At 59.0% G+C, this 19,748-nt stretch carries 16 protein-coding genes; 5 read left to right on the forward strand and 11 right to left on the reverse strand.

Features of this window, described 5'->3' with window-relative positions:
• Positions 1–14: 14 nt before the first annotated feature.
• Positions 15–1,166, reverse strand: coding sequence for an epoxide hydrolase family protein (locus ACF0H7_RS11450; protein WP_397452860.1), 1,152 nt, complete (start codon positions 1,164–1,166; stop codon positions 15–17).
• Between the two features lie 283 nt (positions 1,167–1,449).
• On the opposite strand from ACF0H7_RS11450, the gene ACF0H7_RS11455 reads away from it, so the two are divergent.
• From ACF0H7_RS11455 to ACF0H7_RS11465, 3 genes are all read left to right on the forward strand, one after another.
• Positions 1,450–1,668 carry a hypothetical protein gene (locus ACF0H7_RS11455; RefSeq protein ID WP_397452861.1) on the forward strand — a complete coding sequence of 73 codons (219 nt, stop codon included), beginning with the start codon at positions 1,450–1,452 and terminating at the stop codon, positions 1,666–1,668.
• Positions 1,669–1,836: 168 nt separating this feature from the next.
• The gene (locus ACF0H7_RS11460; protein ID WP_397452862.1) at positions 1,837–2,877 is read left to right on the forward strand and encodes a PotD/PotF family extracellular solute-binding protein; all 1,041 of its coding nucleotides are present in this window, start codon (positions 1,837–1,839) and stop codon (positions 2,875–2,877) included.
• On the forward strand, positions 2,874–4,598 hold the full coding sequence (locus tag ACF0H7_RS11465) for a diguanylate cyclase domain-containing protein (protein WP_397452863.1): 1,725 nt from the start codon (positions 2,874–2,876) through the stop codon (positions 4,596–4,598). Before ACF0H7_RS11460 ends, ACF0H7_RS11465 begins: the two co-directional genes overlap by 4 nt.
• Before the next feature lie 150 nt (positions 4,599–4,748).
• Here ACF0H7_RS11465 and ACF0H7_RS11470 read toward each other — a convergent pair whose 3' ends face one another.
• Both ACF0H7_RS11470 and ACF0H7_RS11475 read right to left on the reverse strand, forming a co-directional pair.
• Positions 4,749–5,414, reverse strand: coding sequence for a glutathione S-transferase family protein (locus ACF0H7_RS11470; RefSeq protein ID WP_397452864.1), 666 nt, complete (start codon positions 5,412–5,414; stop codon positions 4,749–4,751).
• A gap of 49 nt (positions 5,415–5,463) precedes the next feature.
• Positions 5,464–5,874 (reverse strand): NUDIX domain-containing protein, encoded by a 411-nt coding sequence (locus tag ACF0H7_RS11475; RefSeq protein ID WP_397452865.1) that lies wholly within the window; start codon positions 5,872–5,874, stop codon positions 5,464–5,466.
• Positions 5,875–6,154: 280 nt separating this feature from the next.
• Between ACF0H7_RS11475 and ACF0H7_RS11480 the strand changes: the two genes are divergently transcribed.
• Positions 6,155–7,117, forward strand: coding sequence for an alpha/beta fold hydrolase (locus ACF0H7_RS11480; protein WP_397452866.1), 963 nt, complete (start codon positions 6,155–6,157; stop codon positions 7,115–7,117).
• 83 nt (positions 7,118–7,200) lie between these two features.
• On the opposite strand, the gene ACF0H7_RS11485 is transcribed toward ACF0H7_RS11480, so the two are convergent.
• The 8 genes from ACF0H7_RS11485 to ACF0H7_RS11520 form a co-directional block, all read right to left on the reverse strand.
• Positions 7,201–7,818 carry a LysE family translocator gene (locus ACF0H7_RS11485; RefSeq protein ID WP_397452867.1) on the reverse strand — a complete coding sequence of 206 codons (618 nt, stop codon included), beginning with the start codon at positions 7,816–7,818 and terminating at the stop codon, positions 7,201–7,203.
• A 39-nt stretch (positions 7,819–7,857) separates the two neighbouring features.
• Positions 7,858–9,165: a chloride channel protein gene (locus tag ACF0H7_RS11490; RefSeq protein WP_397452868.1), complete on the reverse strand. Its 1,308-nt coding sequence runs from the start codon at positions 9,163–9,165 to the stop codon at positions 7,858–7,860.
• Positions 9,166–9,376: 211 nt separating this feature from the next.
• Positions 9,377–11,578, reverse strand: a complete 2,202-nt coding sequence (locus ACF0H7_RS11495; protein WP_397452869.1) for a cytochrome-c peroxidase — start codon at positions 11,576–11,578, stop codon at positions 9,377–9,379.
• Between the two features lie 835 nt (positions 11,579–12,413).
• Positions 12,414–12,650 (reverse strand): hypothetical protein, encoded by a 237-nt coding sequence (locus tag ACF0H7_RS11500; RefSeq protein WP_397452870.1) that lies wholly within the window; start codon positions 12,648–12,650, stop codon positions 12,414–12,416.
• Between the two features lie 129 nt (positions 12,651–12,779).
• Positions 12,780–13,406 (reverse strand): LysE family translocator, encoded by a 627-nt coding sequence (locus ACF0H7_RS11505; RefSeq protein ID WP_397452871.1) that lies wholly within the window; start codon positions 13,404–13,406, stop codon positions 12,780–12,782.
• A 200-nt stretch (positions 13,407–13,606) separates the two neighbouring features.
• Positions 13,607–14,701, reverse strand: a complete 1,095-nt coding sequence (locus ACF0H7_RS11510; protein ID WP_397452872.1) for an HBL/NHE enterotoxin family protein — start codon at positions 14,699–14,701, stop codon at positions 13,607–13,609.
• Between the two features lie 42 nt (positions 14,702–14,743).
• Positions 14,744–15,628, reverse strand: coding sequence for an HBL/NHE enterotoxin family protein (locus ACF0H7_RS11515; RefSeq protein WP_397452873.1), 885 nt, complete (start codon positions 15,626–15,628; stop codon positions 14,744–14,746).
• Positions 15,629–15,717: 89 nt separating this feature from the next.
• Positions 15,718–16,860: an HBL/NHE enterotoxin family protein gene (locus ACF0H7_RS11520; protein ID WP_397452874.1), complete on the reverse strand. Its 1,143-nt coding sequence runs from the start codon at positions 16,858–16,860 to the stop codon at positions 15,718–15,720.
• Positions 16,861–17,388: 528 nt separating this feature from the next.
• Between ACF0H7_RS11520 and ggt the strand changes: the two genes are divergently transcribed.
• Complete coding sequence (ggt, locus tag ACF0H7_RS11525; protein ID WP_397452875.1) at positions 17,389–19,116, forward strand: gamma-glutamyltransferase; 1,728 nt, start codon at positions 17,389–17,391, stop codon at positions 19,114–19,116.
• Positions 19,117–19,748: the final 632 nt, after the last annotated feature.

Genomic DNA, 19,748 nt, shown 5'->3' on the forward strand with positions numbered 1-19,748 from the left:
AGGAGCTACCGTCTCTAGCGAAAAGGCCGGAAAAAAGCCCGGATGTCTTCCGCCAGATCCTGCGGCCGTTCCATCGCCGCGAAATGTCCGCCGTGGGGCATCATCGTCCAGCGTTGCACGTTGAAGCAGCGTTCAATCCAGGAACGTGGCGGCATCGGCAGTTCATGCGGAAATTGCGCAACCCCCAGCGGCGGTAGAATGCGTTGCCCACTGGCCAAGTGCAGCGGTCGGGCACGACCTTCAAGGTACATACGGAACGACGAGCCGATGCTGCCGGTAAACCAGTACACCGACAGGTTGGTCAGCAACTCATCCAGACCGAACCCCTGTTCGATGTCGCCGTCGAAGCCGCTCCAGCCATGAAACTTCTCCAGAATCCACGCCGCCAACCCTGCCGGAGAGTCGTTCAGGCCGACGGCCAGGCTTTGCGGTTTGGTGCCCTGAATGTGGCCATACGCACCCTCGGCATCGCGCCAGGCGGCGGCAGTTTGCAGGAAGGCTTGCTCCTCGGCAGTGATCGGCGGTTCGGCATCGGTCAGCGGTGGCCGATACGAACCCGGAATGAAATTCAGGTGCACGCCCGTGACCCGTTGCGGATGCTGCAACGCCAACCAGGTCGACACGCTGGCCCCCCAATCGCCGCCCTGTGCACCGAAGCGGTCATAGCCCAATTGGGTCATCAGCCCGGCCCACAACTGCGCCACTTGCCGCGGACCGGTGCCCGGCGAGGTGGGCGCGGGGGAAAAACCGTAGCCCGGCAACGACGGCACCACCACATGGAATGCATCCTGCGGATCGCCGCCATGACTGCCAGGATCGGCCAGCAGCGGAATGATCTCGGCCATCTCGACGAAAGACCCCGGCCAGCCGTGGGTCAGAATCAACGGCAGCGGAGCGGGACCGGTACCACGACGATGAATGAAATGCAGCGACTGCCCATCCACCTCGGCCATGAACTGGCCCAAGGCATTCAGCCGTTGTTCCTGCGCCCGCCAATCAAAGCCATCGCGCCAATAGGCCACGGCGCGCTTGAGCACTGCCGCATCACAACCTTCGCTCCAGCCATTGTCGGGCAGCGTGTCGAGCCAACGGGTATTGCTCAGGCGTTGCTGCAAGTCGTCGAGCGCGGCGTCGCTGATGGCGAGGGTGAAGGGGGTGATGGTCATGGTTGAGTGTCCTACTTTTGGCACTGCGTTCTGAGTGATTCGTAAACTGCGATTGTAGGAGGTTTCTGAATTTTCTCGGCGATGTTTTGCGCGGGTTTTTCGCTGGTAGGGTCCCGCCATTCCAACCGGGGAAGCCGAACCATGAGCCAGTGTTTCAAAGATCACCCGAGTGATAAACAGCGCCTCAATCACAACACCATCCCGTTTTCCGAGTGCAAAACCGAAGTCGTCAGTCTCTATGACGCCAAGGTTGAAATTTGATCGGTGTCATTGGCGACGATTGTTGCTGGTCGCATTCATCTCCTTGGGCGCTTTATATCTGCTGGTGCAAATGCTGGCGGATGACCCGGAAATTGCCCTGTTGATCGATGAGCCCTGGGAAGACATGCGCCAGCGTTCTAGTGCATCGATAGGTCCTGCTGTACCAGGACGGGCGTGGTTTGGAATGCCCAAATCTGATGCGCGATTGCGCTTCGTCTGGTCGACCAAACGAGAGCGCTGAAACTATCGATACAAGTGGTGGCATAAACCAACGTTGAGCCTGCGCAACCGAGGTTGTCTACGCGGCAATGTGTTTCCGACCGAAGGTGACCTCCTTCAAATGAGCTTGCCAAACACCGGCACAATGCCATATGTATAGTGGCGTCATCGCACGCTCTGGGCCTATCCCATGAAGTACTTGTGCCCGCTGTGGTTGGTCGGATTGTTGATGTTCGCGTCTATACAGGTGAGCGCCGAAGAACAGACCCTGCGGGTACTCGCTTGGCCGGGGTATGCCGACAGCGACCTGGTGGCTGATTTCGAGAAGCGCTACAAGGTCAAGGTCGAAGTCACGCTGGTGGGCAGTGACGAGGTGCTGCGCAGCAAGATGCTGGAGCATCACGGCGGCGATTTCGACGTGATTGCCGCCAACACCGCAGAAGTCCATTACTATGTGGACCAGGGTCTGTTACAGCCGCTGCGACCGGACCGCATTACCAATACCGCCTACCAGCTGCCGCGTTTTCGCGACTATGCGCAAATCCCCGATATTTTGATCGATGGCCATGTCTATGCGATTCCCTATGCCTGGTCGGACATGGGGCTGATCTATGATCGCAAGCAGTTCCGTCAGCCTCCGGACTCGATCACCAGCATGTGGGACCCCAGGTTTCAGGGAAAAGTGCTGGCGTTCAACACCAGCAACCACAATTTCTCCCTGGCAAGTCTGTCGTTGGGTGGCGATCCTTTTTGGATAAACGCCGACGATTTCCCCCGGGTGTCCGAGCAATTGATTGCCTTGCGCCGCAATGTCCTGACCTTTTATTCGCTGCCCGAAGAGGCCGCCGAGCTGTTTCGTACTCACGCGGTGGCGCTGTTGTTTGCCAACTACGGTCGCCAGCAACTCCTGCAACTGCGCGATGCCGGGGCCGACGTCGGTTATGTGATTCCGCGTGAAGGCGCGTTGGCCTGGCTCGACTGTTGGGCCGTCAGCCGCGGCGCGCGCGATACCGCACTGGCCCACGCCTGGATCAACTTCATGCTTGAACCGCAGGTCAGTCGGACGCTCAGCGAGCGTCAGGGGCTCTCCAATACTCTGGAGGAACCTAAAGATATCAGCCCGGCGAGCCGCTTGATCTGGCTGCGTCCCGTTGAAGATGACCAGCGTCGCGCTGCACTGTGGCAGCGTATCGTGTCTGGCGAGCGGCCGCCGTTGAGGGAGACACGATGAAGTTCGGTATCGCCTTCAAACTCGGCTGTCTGATGGCGCTGTTTGGCATGCTGCCCACCGGGCTTGCCGGCTACTACATCTATAACAGCAGTCGCGAGATGCTGCTGCAGGCCGCCGAGCGCGATATGCTGACCTCGGTGCAGGTGCTCGGGCGTAACTTACACAGCAGCCTGCGCAACATTTCCCTGGATGCCTCGGTGTTGACCAACGGCCCGAAGGTGCACGAGTTGGCCAGTATCCAGGACGCGCCGCAACGTGAAGACGTGCAGAATGATCTGGCCGCATCGTTCCGCGCGATGTTGCTGGCGCATCCCGACTACATGCAGATTCGCCTGATCAGCGCCACCGATCACGGCCTGGAATGGGTTCGCCAGGACCGAGACGGTGACCGCATCGTCCGGGTCGACGGTGACGAGTTGCAAGAGAAGGGGCATTACGCCTATGCCTTCGAGACGCTGCACCTGGCGCCGGGAGAAGTGCGTATTTCACCGATTGTGATCAACCACGAGCAAGGCGCGCACTCCGGGCTGGACAAGCCGACGCTGCACGTCTCGACGCCGGTGGCCGACGCTGCGGGCAACGTGTTCGCGATAGTGGTGATCAACGTCGACCTTGATCAGTTGTTCAGCCAACTGCAAAGCGATCTGCCCAAGGAGTATCAGGTTTACCTGAGTAATCGCTGGGGCGACTTGCTGATTCATCCGGATCATCGCCGCACCTTCGGTTTTGATCAGGGCCGGCGCTTGTTCCTTCAGGATGAATTTCCGGAAGTGGGCCGACTACTGGGTGAAACCGGCCCCAACAGCCTGATCAGCCGCAGCGTCGAGCAAAGCCAGCAGGATCGGCTGGTCGCCGCCTTCGTCCGACTGTCCGATAACTCCGGGACATCCGAGCCGTTTGTCGTGCTCGGTCTGGGTCAGCCGCAGAGCCATGTGTTGGCTCAGGCCTCGCGGGCCGGGACCAATATCGCGCAGATTGCGCTGTTCTTTAGCGTCCTGGCGCTGTTCGCTGCGTTCATCGCCTCGCGCACGCTGATCCGCCCGTTGCGCAATATGACCGATGCGGTTGAGCTGTTTTCTCGCGAGCGGAAAATCACCGATCTGGCACCCCGGCAGGATGAGTTGGGCATGCTGGCGCGCAGCTTTCGCGCGATGAAACAGGAAATCCTCAGCCAGCTCGAAGACCTGACCCGCAGCCGCGCGGCGTTCGAACACTTGGCCCGCCATGACTCGTTGACCGGCTTGCCCAACCGTCGCAAGTGCTTCGAGCGACTGGAGCAAGCCCTGGTCAAGGCGCGTGTGAGCGGTCAGCAAATGGCGCTGTTGTTTGTCGATCTGGACCATTTCAAGCAAATGAATGACCAGTACGGTCACCGCTTTGGTGATCAGGTGTTGCAAGCGGTGGCCAAGCTGTTGAGCTCCGCCAGCGGTGCTCATGACTGCGTGTCACGCCTGGGCGGCGACGAGTTCGTGATTTTTTTCGAAGACGTCAAAGACCCGCAGAAAATCGTCGCCTTGCTGGAAAAATTGCACCTGTGCTTCCAGCTGCCGCTGTTGATCGAAGGCCAGAAAGTGCAGGTCCACGCCAGCATGGGCGTCAGCATCTTCCCGCGTGACGGCAACGACATCGGCGCGTTGATCCAGCATGCCGACCATGCGATGTACCAGGCCAAGAGCGCGGGGCGCAATCGGTACTCATTTGATGTAAGCAAGACGCTGTAGGGGCAGAATTGCCCAGGTCGCGGGCAGGCTCGGCACCTATGCATTCCACAGAAACCTCACCGCAACTCTGCGTAGCCGTCCAGCTTGCCAGCGATGGCGATCTAACAAACGCGAGGCCGGCAAGCCGGACTGCGGAGTCGGTGTGGTTTATCAACCACGAAAGCGGTCCGGTATGTCCTGCGCAAACGGATAAAGCGAAAAGTAGGGCCGGGCTTCATCGATCACCCGTCGCACGGACGGTCGTTCGACCAACCGGTCGAAATAAGCGATCAGATGCGGGTGGTCAGTGGGGAACGGCTGCAGCGTACTGGCGTAGAACAGCGCCGGGGCGGCGGCGCAGTCGGCCATGCTGAAGTCCGGGCCGGCCACCCAGGTTTTTGCGATCAGTTGGCGGTCTAGCATCGCGTAGGCGGTGTTCAGCGTGGATCGTTGCGGGGTCAAATCGCCTTGGGTTCCGCGAAGGCGATCAGCAACAATCTGCTGCATCGGCAGGTGGACGTATTGGTCGAAAATCCGCTCCCACAGGCGCACCTCCAGCGCCGCATCCCCATCGCCTGGAATCAGCAACTGCTGACCGGGGTACCGTTGATCCAGGTATTCGATGATGACCGTGGATTCCGGCACGCTACGTTGATGAGCATCATCGTAAATCACCGGAAATTTGCCGATGGGCCATAGGGCGTGCAGCGTCGCCCGGTCTGCGTCGTCCCCGAGATCGATGATTTTCTTTTCGAATTCGGTGCCGTTCTCGTAGAGTGCAATCAGCACTTTGTGGCAGAACGAGGACAGCGGATGGTAGTAAAGAGTCAGTGACATCTTTTCTCTCCTGTTCGACAGTGCCGGCATCGTGGTTGCCAGCGCGCACTTATGGTTTCGGGCTGGCCCGCAGATAAATCGGCAAAATAAAGTCCCGAGTCAACGGTGCCAATACCAAATCGGCATGGCTCGATTGATCAACCCAGATCACTTCCTCAATCTCCGCCGCCGGCTCAACCGCTTCGGCGATGGAGACCTGGAACAACTCGCACTTTACCTCGAAACCTGGCTCGTTGGCCGCTGGCGCGCTGAACTGGCCGAGGTAACTGGCCTGTAGTGGGTCGATGTGCAGGTTGAGTTCTTCCAGCAGCTCACGGGCCAGGGCGTCGATCGGGCGTTCGGTGGCTTCGATTTTGCCACCGGGTTGCATGAACGCCAGGGTGCCGCGTTTGCGCACCAGCAGGGTACGGCCGTCGGTGCCGATCAACAGGGCGGCGGCGATGTAGATGGTCTTGGTCATGAATCCCCCGGAAAAAGGCGGCAAGGGTTGCATGAGTTGGGGGAGGGATCAACTGTGTGAGGTGTCGGTATGGCGGTCCAGGTATGACACTGTATCTGCCGCACACGTCGATACACGCTCATACGCAACCGTCCTCTGTGGACATAAGCCAGATACATTCGAAGTTCTGAATACAGGCTCACCGAGCGTGTTCAGCGTCGAGGCGACGGATGGGCACGCGCGTTACCTGAACCCGGTTATGCGTCGTCGACGCTGACCATTTTTCTGGATACCTACAATAATGCGCAAACTCCCTTTCCTCGGGGCCGCTGCTTTTTGCTTCAGCATGGTAATGTCAGGTCCCGGTAATGCCGAACCTGTGGCGCCTCAGAGCCCGGTTTATTATCGCAACGTCACCGTCGACGGCCTGTCGATTGCCTATCGCGAGGCCGGCAACCCGGAGGCACCGACCTTGTTGTTGCTGCATGGTTTTCCGTCGTCATCGCGGATGTTCGACCCGCTGCTGAGCCGACTGGCCGATCATTACCACCTGGTGGCGCCGGACTACCCTGGCTTCGGCCACAGTGATGCGCCGGACGCAAAAACGTTCGCCTACACCTTTGACCATCTCGCGGAAATCACTCAGCACTTCACCGAAACCCTGGGGCTCACGCATTATGTGTTGTACGTCCAGGATTACGGTGGACCGGTCGGCCTGCGCATGTCGGTGGCTCATCCTGAACGGCTGGACGGGCTGATCATCCAGAATGCGGTGTCCCATGAAGAGGGCCTGAGCCCGTTGTGGGAGAAACGCCGACAATTCTGGGCCGACCGTGCACCGAACGAGGCTGCGTTGCGCGAGAACTTTTCGTCACTGGCCGCAACACGGCAGCGGCATGTCGGCTCCAGTCCGCACCCCGAGACCATCAACCCGGATTTGTGGACCGACGAGTTTGCGTTCCTGAGCAAGCCGGGAGAGGCGGATATCCAGATCAACCTGTTCTACGACTACCGCACCAACGTGGCGAGCTATCCGGCGTGGCAAGCATGGCTGCGCGAACATCAACCGCAGACGCTGGTGGTGTGGGGCAAGTACGATCCGTCGTTCCAGGTCGCCGAGGTCGCGGCCTACCAGCGTGATTTGCCCAAGGCCGAGACCCATATCCTCGACGCGGGGCATTTCGCACTGGACGAAAAGCCGGATGAAATCGCGGGCTATGTACGTGGCTTTCTTGATCGAGTGACGAGTAACGGCAAGCACTGATCTGCCTGGCTTGGGCGGTGTGCCTGACACACCGCCCAAACCCCTGTAGATACCGTCTTGACCCTCAGTAACCAAAGCCCGATTTACTGAACCAACTGCCGAACCCCCAGCAACAAAATCAAACCACCACACAGCCGGTCGATGGTCTTCTTCGCCCGGCGATACGCCGACGCAATCCTTGGTTGCGACAGCACCAGGGTGACCATGCCGTACCAACTCGACGAGGTCAGTGCGACGACGGCCAGCATCGTCAAAAAGGTGCCGGTCGAGGCGTGCGCCGGTGCTGCCGTGGAGAAGATCGCGGCAAAGAAAGCGATGGATTTCGGGTTGCCGATGTTGGTGATCACACCCTGGACGAAGGCCTGGCGAAAACTCACGGTGGCCGCTGCGGTGCTGGCCGCCAGTGGGCGCTTGCCGGCATTGAGCACCAGCCGTGAGCCGAACCAGATCAGGTAGGCCGCGCCCAGTAGTTTGACGATCAGCGCCGCCCACGGAAACGCCTTGAACACCACGCCAATCCCGGCAATGGCGCAGGTGGCCCAAAACACATTGACCACCACGATGCCGCCGACCAGTGCCAGCGCTTCGGCGCGCGTTGCGGCCACGGCCTTATGCACCACCGCGACGAAGTTCGGCCCGGGAATGATCACCCCGGCGAGGTAGACGAAGAAAACCGTGAGAATGGCGGGGCCGTCGATCATGACAGTTCCTAGCGGATGAGCAGATGAAGAGGAATTAGACTACAGCGCGCGGGGCATTGTACTCCGGGATGTGCTGATCATTTCACACAAGCGACTGGCGCACACCGAGCCCACCACCGCGAGGATGATCGGCACCAGGAAGTCGTGGTCGATGCGAGTGAACTCAGCCACCAGCACGATGGCGGTGATCGGCATGCTCATCGACGACGCGAGGAAAGCGGCCGCGCCGACGATGGCGAAGGCGCCCAGCGCAACCCCCGGCCACGCCATGCTCCAGAAGCCACCGAGGACAATCGCCATCAACGCGCCGACCGCCAGCGCGGGTGTCAGCAAACCGCCTTCAGCCCCGGCGCGCAGGCTACTGGTGCTGACCACGACCTTGGCAACCATCAACACAGCCGCCAGGCCGATGGTCAGTTGACTGTCGAAGCCCAACTGCGCAGGGCCCTTGCCATTGCCGAGGATCTGCGGCAGGAAAATCGCCAGGCAACCGAGAAGGGTGAAATTGATCAATGCCAGCACCGGCAACGACGCGCCCCGCGCTGCATGCTGTCGGGCGTGCCCGGTGAGGCGCACGAAACCGTAGGCCGCCAGGCCAAACAGTGGGCCGGCCAGCACCGACCAGATGATCAGCGCCGGGGATAACGTCAGCGTCGGAATGACGTATTGCGCCTGCGCACCCAAACCGATCCAGGCAATGCTGGCGCCAATCGCCGAGGTGGCCAGGGCAATGATCGCCGCCGACCAACTGAAGCTGCCGATCAATACTTCCAGAACGAACACCGCGCCGCCCAATGGCACGTTATAGACCGCTGCCAGCCCGGCACCAGCGCCGCACGCGACGATCAAGCGATGGGCATCAGGTGTCAGTTGCGCCCGACGCGACAGCCAACTGCCGACCAGCGCGCCGACTTCACGCGGGGCCACTTCGCGACCCAGCGGTGAACCCAGGGCGACGGTGATGATTTGCAGCAGTGCATGGGCGAGGGTGGTCTTGGCCGGCATCGGCGGCGCGTCGGCGGACAGTGCCTTTTTGATGCTGACCAAGGGACGGCCAAAGCGATAGACGAGCCACCAACCCACGCCGGCCACCAGCCCGCACAGCGCCAGAACCCACACGCGTCGTTCTGGCGATGCGCTGGTGACACCGATCAGGAAGCTCTCGTGGCTGGTCAGGTTGTCCTGGCCGTAGCCATACGCCAGGTGCTGAATGCCGTGCAGCAACATCGCCAATAATGTACCGCCCAGTCCGGCGCCAATCCCGGTGAGAATCACCACCGCGCCAAGGCTGAGCAAATAACGGGCACGGGGCCTTGAATCGGGTTTCAGGGGTTCGGGCAAAGTCACTCGGTGTCTCCGATCGCAGTTTTGTAACTATGTATCACAGGAAGCAAGGTGCGAGGGACAATCCTTGAACGGGCTCAGCTGTGGTTCAGGTTAGACGTTTTCCCATAATCGCTCGGCTGGCCAGCGTCAATGCAGATGAAATCACCGGCGCCTGTGAATGGCTTGATGTGTTGCATCAGGCTCATCCACAGGCGCTGGCGCTGGCGTTCACTCAAAGATCATTGGCAAAAGGCTTCAACGGTCCTTCGCTAGGTCTGCGACCTTCGGCGCCGACGGGCAACAGCACCGTTTCCGCATCGATCGCCCGTGAGGCAGGGAAGCGGATATCGAACGGCCTGGCAAATACCGCGTTTTCGTTGCCGATGTGACCTTGCGGGAGGATCAGCGACGGATGATCGAAGGGCGCCTGCTCCCAGGCCACGCGCGGGTCGGTGAGGCCGACTTCCATGAATTTGACCAACGCATTGATTTCATCCGCCGTCAGGTTCAGCGGCGACATTTCTGCGTCGAGGTTCGAGCTGTTGTGTTGGTTCACGGTCGGGTGATCGAAGCCGCTGGTGTTGCTCGCGTCCTGGCCGCGACGGTCGCCGCCGCGGTTGTAGAACTCCATCACCTGCTGCAGGGTCGAGCGACTGCCGTTGTGGAAGTACGGGCCGGTCAGGGCGATGTTGCGCAAGGTCGGTGTCTTGAACGCGCCGTCGACTGAATCGCGGAAGCCGACGTTGGGTTTGAGCGTCGCGTCGCAAGGAATCGCCGCGCTTAACGGCACCTCGAATTTGCACACGTCCACATCCAGCGGATCCGGCACGCTGTTGCCCTGCAACTGGGTGTTGTATTGGCGGGTGAAGGACAGCGGGTTGCCCCAGGCATCGCTGCCACCCACGCCCAGGTCCTCGGAGGTCGGACGCACACCGGTGTTGTAGAAACCGTTGTCGTACAGCGTGATCAGGTTGTCGGCCATCAACATGCGTTCGACGCGTTCACGCGGTTCGAGGCGCAGACGGGTGGCGGCGTTGGTCAACTCCGGTCCGCCGTGGCAACTGACGCACTTGCCCTTGCCGATGAACAGGTTCATGCCCTGTACCTGTTGCGCGTTCATCGCCTGGGTGTTGCCTTGCAGGTAGGCGTCCAGCGGCGCCTGATCCGAGATCAGGGTCGATTCGTACAGTTGAATCGCCAGGCCGAAGAACAGCGGAAAGTTGGCTTCGGTCTGAGTGTAGGCCGCGCCGCCCAGCGAGACCTGTTGGGTGGCGTTCCACAGCCGTGGCTGGAAGGCGGCCTTGACCATGTCACGGTAGGTCGGACGCCGGGCGCCGGACAGCGAGCTCAACACCGAATCAGAGCCGGCGATGCGCTGATGGTTGAGCACCAGACCATCCAGCAGGCGTCGACCAATGTCAGCGAAGGTGCGTCCCCCGCAGGACATTTCCACGCCGCTGCCGGGAGGGCCGACTGCCTGAGAGGCGGCAGAGGCATCGTTGAGTGCCAGCCGGACTTTGGTCGCCACACCGCTGCGATCGCTGGTGACGAAGATGCCGGCATCCGGGTCGCGGTTACCGAATGGCGAGAAACCGTTGAACACGTTATTGGCCCGACCGTCCCAGAAATTGCGCACGTTGAGGGCGGCGTTGATCACCGTCGGTGCATTGCGCCCAGTGCTGCGGCGCACGTTGATATTGTTGACCTGGAAGATCCCGTCGGGCTGTTGCGTGCATTTGTCGAAACGCGACTGCCGTGGTTTGACGAAGTTGGCGTCGAACACGCCCTGTGAGCCGATCACGTCGTCGGTGGAGTACAGGATCGCCGAGTTGCGGTCGAGCGGATCGGCCAGCACATGGGTCGGGAAATCGGTTTTTTTCAGGGTGTAGTTCGGGCCGCCCTTGCCACCGGACCGCGTGGTGTAGGAGGGCAGATCGGCGGGAATGTTGGCGGCCGCAAAGGGCTTGTTGAACAACATGACCAGGTTCGGATTGGTATTCGCCTGGCCGGGGTTGATCTGGTTGGTGACCCGATGGTCGGCACCGGCGTGGAAATGGCAGGTGGCACAGGCAGTGACGCCATCGCTGCCGACGTCCATGTCCCAGAACAGCGCCTTGCCCAGGCGAATCGCAGCGTCGCGGTTCAGCACGTAATCGCTCATCAGATCGACCTTGCGCCCGCCTTCGGTGCCTGACGGATCGGGAGCAAAGACGCCCTTGAGGGTCCGCAGGGTGGGCAAGTCCGGTACGGTGGTGACCGGATCCGGCGGCTCGACAACCGGGTCTGGCGCTTTGGTCACAGGGTCGGGGGCTTTAGCGACCGGGGTGACCACTTTGGCGGCGAACGCATTGCTTGAAGGCAGGCCAGTGGCAACCAGGCCGCCAGCGACAGCGCAGGCCAAACTGAGGGTTCGAAGGCTAATCAAGTAATTCATGATAATGACTCTCTCGATTCAGTGGGTTGCCGGATCTGCTGTTCCTTGCAAACTAATAAATTCAGGCCAAACAACGCCGGTCTGCGTGAATATTCACGTCGACGGGAGGTGGATTGGCGCGCAGCGTAGCCAGGCAGCTAATCACGTTATTATTAGGGATGGTGTAAGCGCCGTCGTGTCGAGACAGGGCGGTACTTAAGGTGACTTTAGCGCTGTTGGAGAAAATTGGTAGTGCGGTTGAATAATATTTTTCTGGGGAAGTGAAATATTAATGGGTGTGACTATTGGATGTATTGAAGGGCGTTAGTGAATAAAAAAGTTCCCCGGAAAGACCACGTTTCGGGTGGCGATTTCCCCAATGTTGGGGGCTATTCCCCAGCCCGGTGAAGCTTGAGTTGTGGATTTTAATTATTGATTTATAAGGATTTTATTTGGATTTGTCGGTGCGTTTACATTGCTGGCAAAGTAATTGCTGAGGGAAGGTGTACCGTGCGGGTAACAAGAGGCGACGAGGAACGTGAAGTGCTATTTAAACGGTGTTGCAGGGCGGTGAGATAAAGTGCGTGCACCCTGTTGGTGAACAGGTGGAAGTGTGTTTGTTGGTTTTAAGTTTTAATCGGTTTGGGTCTTGAATGGGCCAATGCTGTGCGTAAGTTGCAGTGCATAAGCGATTTGTATTGAGGGGTTGATAGACAGGATTATCGTTTAAGTGTGTTTAACGGTGGTCATTAATAGTGGGAGTCAGGGGTGCCGGCGAAGGCACTTTATCAGTGCTGAATCAGCGGACGTAAAAAAGCCCGGTCAGACCGGGCTTTTGGCTTACAAGAGCAAAAACTCAGTAGCGCTGATACTGCGAGCCGAATTCCGAACGGTTCTCGGCGACGAGAGTGCCGCTGCGCAGGTCGAGGGCAGGGCGGACTGCGGTTTTGCCGGCGTCGGCGACGTGCACTTCACTTGAAACCTGAGCAACTGCAGTGTTGGAGTGGTTAGTAGCAACAACCTGAGGGCTGGCGATGGCTGCAGTGGCAGTCAGGACCGAAAGGGCAAAGCCGAAAGCGATAGAACGTTTCATGATTTAGCTCCAGTAGGTAGGTGTTTCGAGTTGATGGGGCTAATCTACCGGGCTGCCCGCCGCTTGAGAAAACACCGCTACGCATTGTGACTATCGATGCGGGTGATTGCGGCGGCGGGTTCGTGTCGTTCATCGATGTTGCGTAACCACCTTCAGGCCGAGTGAGATAAACAGCGTGCCGATGATCTTGCCCTGCCAGCGGCTGAGCCAGCTCAGGCGCTTGACCAGTCGGCCGAGTGGCCGGATCGCCACCACCAGCAGCGTGGTGTAACTGGCACTCATGGCGACGAAGATCAAGCCCAGAGTCATGAACTGCAGGAAAGACGAGCCGCGTTCCGGGTGCACGAACTGTGGCAGGAAAGCGAGGAAGAACAGGGCGGTCTTCGGGTTCAGTACCTCAGCCGGAATTGCCTGCAGAAATGCTTTGGCCGGGGTCACCGAAGCCACGTTCGGCAGCGATGGGTCGCCGGGTTTTTCCAGCAGCGCGCGAATACCCAGGTACACCAGATAACCGGCACCCGCGATCTTCACAACATTGAAGGCCAGTGCCGAGGTCATCAGCAAGGCGGACAGTCCGACGGCCGCGCACAGGGTGTGTACCAGGTCGCCACTGGCGACGCCAAGTCCGGTCATGATGCCGGTGTTGCGCCCGCCCTGAATTGTTCGCGTCAGGACCAGTAGCACGGCCGGGCCGGGGATCAGGAACAGACCAAGGACTACCAGGATAAACGTGCCAAGCGTAGAGGGTTCGAACATGACGACTCCTTTTTTGCTGGCGATTTTAGCATTGATGTCGTGTTGGTAATGGCGATTCGGCCTGCCTGATACACCGCATCACCGGAAGATGAATCCCGAAGTCGGTGCTTGGGTTGCCCGACTCTGTAGCAGCCCGGCTTGCCGGCGTCAGTGTCGGGATAATCGCCACCGCTGGCAAGCCGGACTGCGCCCACGTCCGATCAGGGCCGTTGTTGCAGGCGCTCGGTGGTTTGCGTTTCAAACGCCAGGTTACCTTGCTGCATCATCCCGTGGGCTTGCGCGCCGAGGTTGGTCCAGCTGCGTTTCAGCGCGCTCAAGCGTAGGGCCAGGTAGCCTTTTTGCTGGTTTTGTTGCAGCTCATCGATGGTCTGCTGGTAGCTGCCGGTGACGCCTTTCCAGCCCTCGGCCAGGATCCCGGCAGCCACGCAGGCGCTTTGGGCCTGGCTTTGGTTCGCGGTAATCTGGTGTGCCACGGTATCGAAGGCGGCCACTTCCAGTTCCAGGCCTACCAACTCGCTGATGGTGCTGCCGTATTCCTTCTGTGCCTGGACAATGTCCGAGGCGCTGATCGCCATGGCCAGGGTGCCACCGGCGACCAGGGCAATACCGGCGGCGAGTATGGTTTGCGTTGCTCCGCCCGTTTCGATCAACGTGGTGGCGGCGATCACGATCATGCCGATACCGATGATGTCGCTCACCGCCCCGGCGGAGATCTGCACGATGTCGGCGTTCATCCGTTTGTTCAGATCGGCCAGTTGTTGACGCAGGGTCGCCAGTTGACCTGTATCACCCTCGATCTGCGACTGAACCCTGGTATTGGCGTCGGCAAAAGCGGCGCAGGTGATATTGATCGCGTTCTTATACAGCTGCGTGCTGTCGATCAGCGTTCTGGCGGCGTCGGTTTTCACCTGGGCGCTGATCAACAGTTCTTGAAGCCCTTTGATGATCAGCGGCAACTGGCTTTTGTCGCCCAGGTCGTATTTTTGTGCCAGCGGCATGATTGCATCGACGTAGGTATTGACTTGGTTGGAGAAGCTGCGCACGCCCGCCAGTGCCGCAATCGCCTCGGAATTGGTTTTTTGCAGCCATATCTGCGCGCTGTCGCGAGCGCTGGCTTGCTGGGCAGGCAAGTCCGGCAGGATGCTCAGGCCGATGTCCGCCTGGGCCAGCACGGTCGAGCAGTAGGTTTGCAAGGTGACGGAGGCGGCGCCAATGCCCTGAATGCCGGTTAACAGGGTGGCTGCGGCTTTGATATTGAGGTCGTTATCGACCGCCAAGACTGCATTCATAGCCATGATGATGTCCTTTATGGGTACGCTTGAGAGGGGAAACTGTCGTTACGCTTGCAACTGCGCAGCGGCGGTCACCACTTCGTTCCAGTTCGCATTGATCGTGTTCACGGTGGCAATGAGGAATGCCGCCGGGATCATGGATTGCGTGACTTCACGCAGGTCTGCGTTGACGGTTTGCCAGCCCTTGAGCAGGCATTGGGACAGGCCGGACAATATGGCGGTCCCGCTGGAGAACGCGCTCAACGCCTGAAGGGTGGCCATCAATTGAGCCATTTCCTGGCTGAGTTGGTTGGTTTGTTGATTGGCCTGGTTGATGGCGTTTTCCGTACTTTGCACATAACCGGTCAGTTCCATGATGGCCGCGCCGATGCCAAAGGTGAAAATGCCAATGATAATTTCATCGCGCTTTTTGTCTGCCAATTGCTGTTGTAGAGCCCGCAGTTGTGCAGTCAGGCTTTGCAGGTGTGCTTGGTCAGCCGCGAAAATTTGTTGCGCCTGTTGTTGGTCGACAATCAAGTTGCGTGAGTCTGCGGTGATGTCGTTATTAAAAGCAGCAACCTGGCTGACCAGTTGATTTAGGGCTGCATTCAACGGTCCGCTGGCATTCAATACATTTTTAAGTAATGTTTGTGCCTGGCCGATAACGGCGTTATCACTGTTGACGTTGACGATAGTTAAAACCTGGCCGGTGGTGGCGTTCAATTGCACGCCGTATTGCTGGATCAGCGCACACACCGTATTCATCTCTGCGCTGATCGCAGACAAGTAAACATTGGCGTGGTTTTTAACGGTGTCGATATGTCCTGCCAACGCTGGAAGTTGCGGGTTTTGAATCAGTGGCATCGCCCCCAGTTGTTGCGCAACTTGCTGCATTTGCTGGCGAACGGTTTGTTGTGCGCCCAAGGCGACTGACATGCTTAACATCGGCATACGAAGGTCCTTTTCAGATTGAAAAAGCGGTGTGGTTCGCGAACCACACCGCTCAAACAGACGCATTGAAAATGCGAGTGCCGGTGTTGTCAGGCAGCCGCCAGACGCGCGAAGGCAGCGGTAGGATTGATGGTCAGCACACCATCGTGGGCAACGGTACTTGGGCTCACGGTGAGGGTGCCGTAATCCAGCAGCTTGCGAGCCTGGGCTGCGACGTCGTCCCAGTCAGCCTTGGCCGCATTCAACTGGGCGATAAGGAAGAAACCCAGGTCGGGGGTCGAGGAGTTCAAGGCTGTCTGGAACTGCATAAAGTCCTGACCCAGTGTCTGCCAGCCGGCCAGCAGCGCGCCCGCTGCCTTCACCGCCGCGCTTGACTGGTCGGACAGCCCCTGGACGATGCTGTTGACTTGCTTGGTGGCGGCGTATTGCTGTTGCAGGGTGGTCTTTTTCGAAATGGCATCACCCAGGGCGCTGGTTTGCTTGGCGTAATCCACGCCACCGGCGATGGCCACACCTGCGCCGGCACCGACCACCACCAGGCCGCCGACGATCAAAGCCGTGCTGACCCCGGCCGTCGCAATCTCAGCCAGGGCGCCGACCGCAATCATCAGCCCGCCGACTACGGCTGCGGTCGAGCCGGCAGCGATCATGGTCAGGTCTTTGCTCATGGCCGAGTTAATGGCATCGATTTGTTTGCCAAGGGCCGCGATTTGCCCGTCCTTCCCGGCCAGTACTGATTGCGCGGTGTTGAAGTCGGTGTTGAAGTTGCGCGCATCACCGGCCAAATCGGTCTGGAACCCAGACACCGACGTGATCACGGCGGTCGTGGCATTCTGTTTGGCAGTGACCAGCGCCTGCAACTGCTGGATCCCCGTTTTGAACGTGTTAATAGAGGCCGAATCGGACGGGTTTTGCTGAATTTTGACGGCCAGCGCCAACAGCGGTGTGAAGTAAGAATCGAAGGCGTTAGAGAAACTGACAATATCCGTGTTGGTGGAAATCATCTTCGGTTGAACAGTATCGCGCCAGCCAGTGGCATGTTCGCGGGCCGTTTTCTGGTGCGCAGGCAAGTTTGGCAATACATCAGGTAGCGACAAATCCGGCTGGCTCAAGATAGTCCCGACATAGTTTTGAATAATCACCGAGGCCGCGGTGGTTGCTTGCGCGCTGGCCTTGAGATTATTGCTGCTAAGGGAAGGGTGGCTACCAGCTTTCAACATACTATCGATCATGTTCAAACGTCCTTTAATTTAAATCCAGGTAGAACAGAACTCACCGATGAAGTGGCGAGTGGACAGAAGCTTAGGTTGGTTTTTTTAAAAGGTAAACTAAATAATATCTTTAAGAGTCATGATTAAAAATAAACACGTGCGTGTAAAGTTGAAGTTAGACCTAACTTACTGCGGAAGTTCTAGCCAGCCGGCGTAGGGGGCCATATACAGCAAAGCGCAAACATTCGGTGCTTGGGTTTTGTTCAGCATGTGAGTGCGGTGCTTGCGTGCCGTTTGGTCGTTGATACCCAGACACCGCTCGCAGTCGAATGTGAGCCAGGACGGCTCGGTCCGTGCGGTCGAAGACGCCCGGCCCGCTGCTATAAACCTTGGCACTGTCATAATTTTTTACATTGGCTCTATGTTAGGCGTTACAAAGTCGGTACTTTGGCATTCGGCTGCGCCCCATTATGGGGCGGTGTCACGATGAGACTCGGCAACACGTTTGATACGACTTCCTCCCGTCATTTCTAACAAGAGAATCGACTCATGAAATTCGAACCCTTCGCCAAATCACTGATTGCGACGGCGCTTATCCTCAGTTACACGGGGGCCCAGGCCGCCTCGCAGGCGCCGGTTGCCGCCGAAAACGGCATGGTGGTTACGGCGCAACACCTGGCCAGCCATGTCGGTGTCGACGTGCTCAAGGCCGGCGGTAACGCGGTCGATGCCGCTGTCGCCGTGGGCTATGCGCTGGCTGTGGTGTACCCGGCCGCGGGCAACCTCGGCGGTGGCGGTTTCATGACGATTCAATTGGCCGATGGCCGCAAGACCTTCCTCGATTTCCGCGAAAAGGCGCCGATGGCCGCCACCGCCAACATGTACCTCGACAAGGACGGCAATGTCGTCCCTGACCTGAGCTCCAAAGGCCACCTGGCCGTTGGCGTGCCTGGGACGGTGTCGGGCATGGAGATGGCGCTGAAGAAATACGGCACCATGCCGCGCGCCAAGGTCATCGCCCCGGCGATCAAGTTCGCCGACGAAGGCTTCGCCCTGGAACAGGGTGACGTCGATCTGCTGGAAACCGCGACCGATGAATTCAAGAAAGACATGCACGACTCGGGTTCGATTTTCCTGAGCAAAGGCGAACCGATGAAAGTCGGGCAGAAGCTGGTGCAGAAAGACCTGGCGAAAACCTTGCGGGAAATTTCCGCGAAGGGCGCCGACGGTTTCTACAAAGGTTGGGTGGGCAACTCCATCGTCGCGTCGAGCAAAGCCGGCAAGGGCATCATCACCCAGGCTGACCTCGACAAATACCAGACCCGCGAACTGGCGCCGATCGAGTGCGACTACCGGGGTTATCACGTGGTCTCGGCGCCGCCTCCGAGCTCGGGTGGGGTGATCATCTGCGAAATCATGAACATCCTCGATGGCTACCCGATGAAAGACCTGGGCTTCCATTCGGCGCAGGGCATGCACTACCAGATCGAAGCCATGCGCCACGCCTACGTCGACCGTAACAGCTACCTGGGCGACCCGGATTTCGTTAAAAATCCGGTCGCGCATCTGCTGGACAAAGACTACGCGGCCAAGTTGCGGGCCGCGATCGACCCACAGAAAGCCGGAGTCTCCAAGGACATCAACCCGGGTGTCGCGCCGCATGAAGGCAACAACACCACCCACTACTCGATCGTCGACAAGTGGGGCAACGCGGTGTCGGTGACCTACACCCTCAACGACTGGTTCGGTGCCGGGGTGATGGCGAGCAAGACCGGGGTGATCCTCAACGACGAGATGGACGACTTCACCTCGAAAGTCGGCGTGCCGAACATGTACGGCCTGGTCCAGGGCGAAGCCAACGCCATCGCACCGGGCAAAACTCCACTGTCGTCCATGAGCCCGACCATCGTCACCAAAGACGGCAAAGTGGTGATGGTGGTCGGTACGCCGGGTGGCAGCCGGATCATCACCGCCACCTTGCTGACCATGCTCAATGTGATCGACTACGGAATGAACATTCAGGAAGCGGTGGACGCGCCGCGTTTCCATCAGCAGTGGCTGCCTGAAGCAACCAACCTGGAAAACTTCGCTGCCAGCCCTGACACGAGAAAAATCCTCGAAAGCTGGGGGCATAAATTCGCCGGTGCACAACCGTCGAACCACCTGGCCGCGATCCTTGTCGGCGCGCCTTCACTGGGCGGTAAACCGGTCGGCAACAACCGCTTCTACGGCGCCAACGATCCACGGCGTAACACCGGGCTTTCGTTGGGTTACTGATAGTGGCGCAGATACTGTAGGAGCAAGCTTGCTCGCGATCGGCTGCGGAGCAGTCGTAAATCCGGGTTGCCGGTTGTAACGGGTACACCGCATTCACCGGTTTTACTGCCGCTTCGCGACAGATCGCAGCCTTCGGCAGCTCCTACACAGGCTGTGTGAAAAGGGGGCGTAAATATATCTGCCGAACAAAATCAAGCCCGGCAAGAGCCGGGCTGGGTTTGACGCGGGGGACGTCTTAGCTGATGCGGTTCGCACCGATGTGATCTGCGCCATCAGCAGCTACACGAGCCGAATGGATATGTGCGGAGCCGTTTTCTGCGAACGCTGGAACTGCGAAAGTCGCGCGATAGTACAGAAAACTACCTATTTCAAGCCTTAGCACCGACCTGTAGGAGCTGCCGAAGGCTGCGATCCAGTGCGCAGCGCTGGCAAAAGTGGCCAACGCCAGAAATGAGGAAAGTCGTGCCGACTTTATCGCAGCCTTCGGCAGCTCCTACAGGGACGGGGGTCTTTAGCGCCTTCAACATGTGCTCCTATCGACCATCCGGCGATGTACAGACCTCGCATTAATTGGCGCACAAAAGCGCAGAGAGTTGTTCGTCAATTGGAATGATTTATCCAGCCCGGTGTCG

Origin of the sequence: Pseudomonas sp. NA-150, from assembly GCF_044336365.1 — a bacterium.
In the GTDB taxonomy this organism is placed as follows: Bacteria; Pseudomonadota; Gammaproteobacteria; order Pseudomonadales; family Pseudomonadaceae; genus Aquipseudomonas.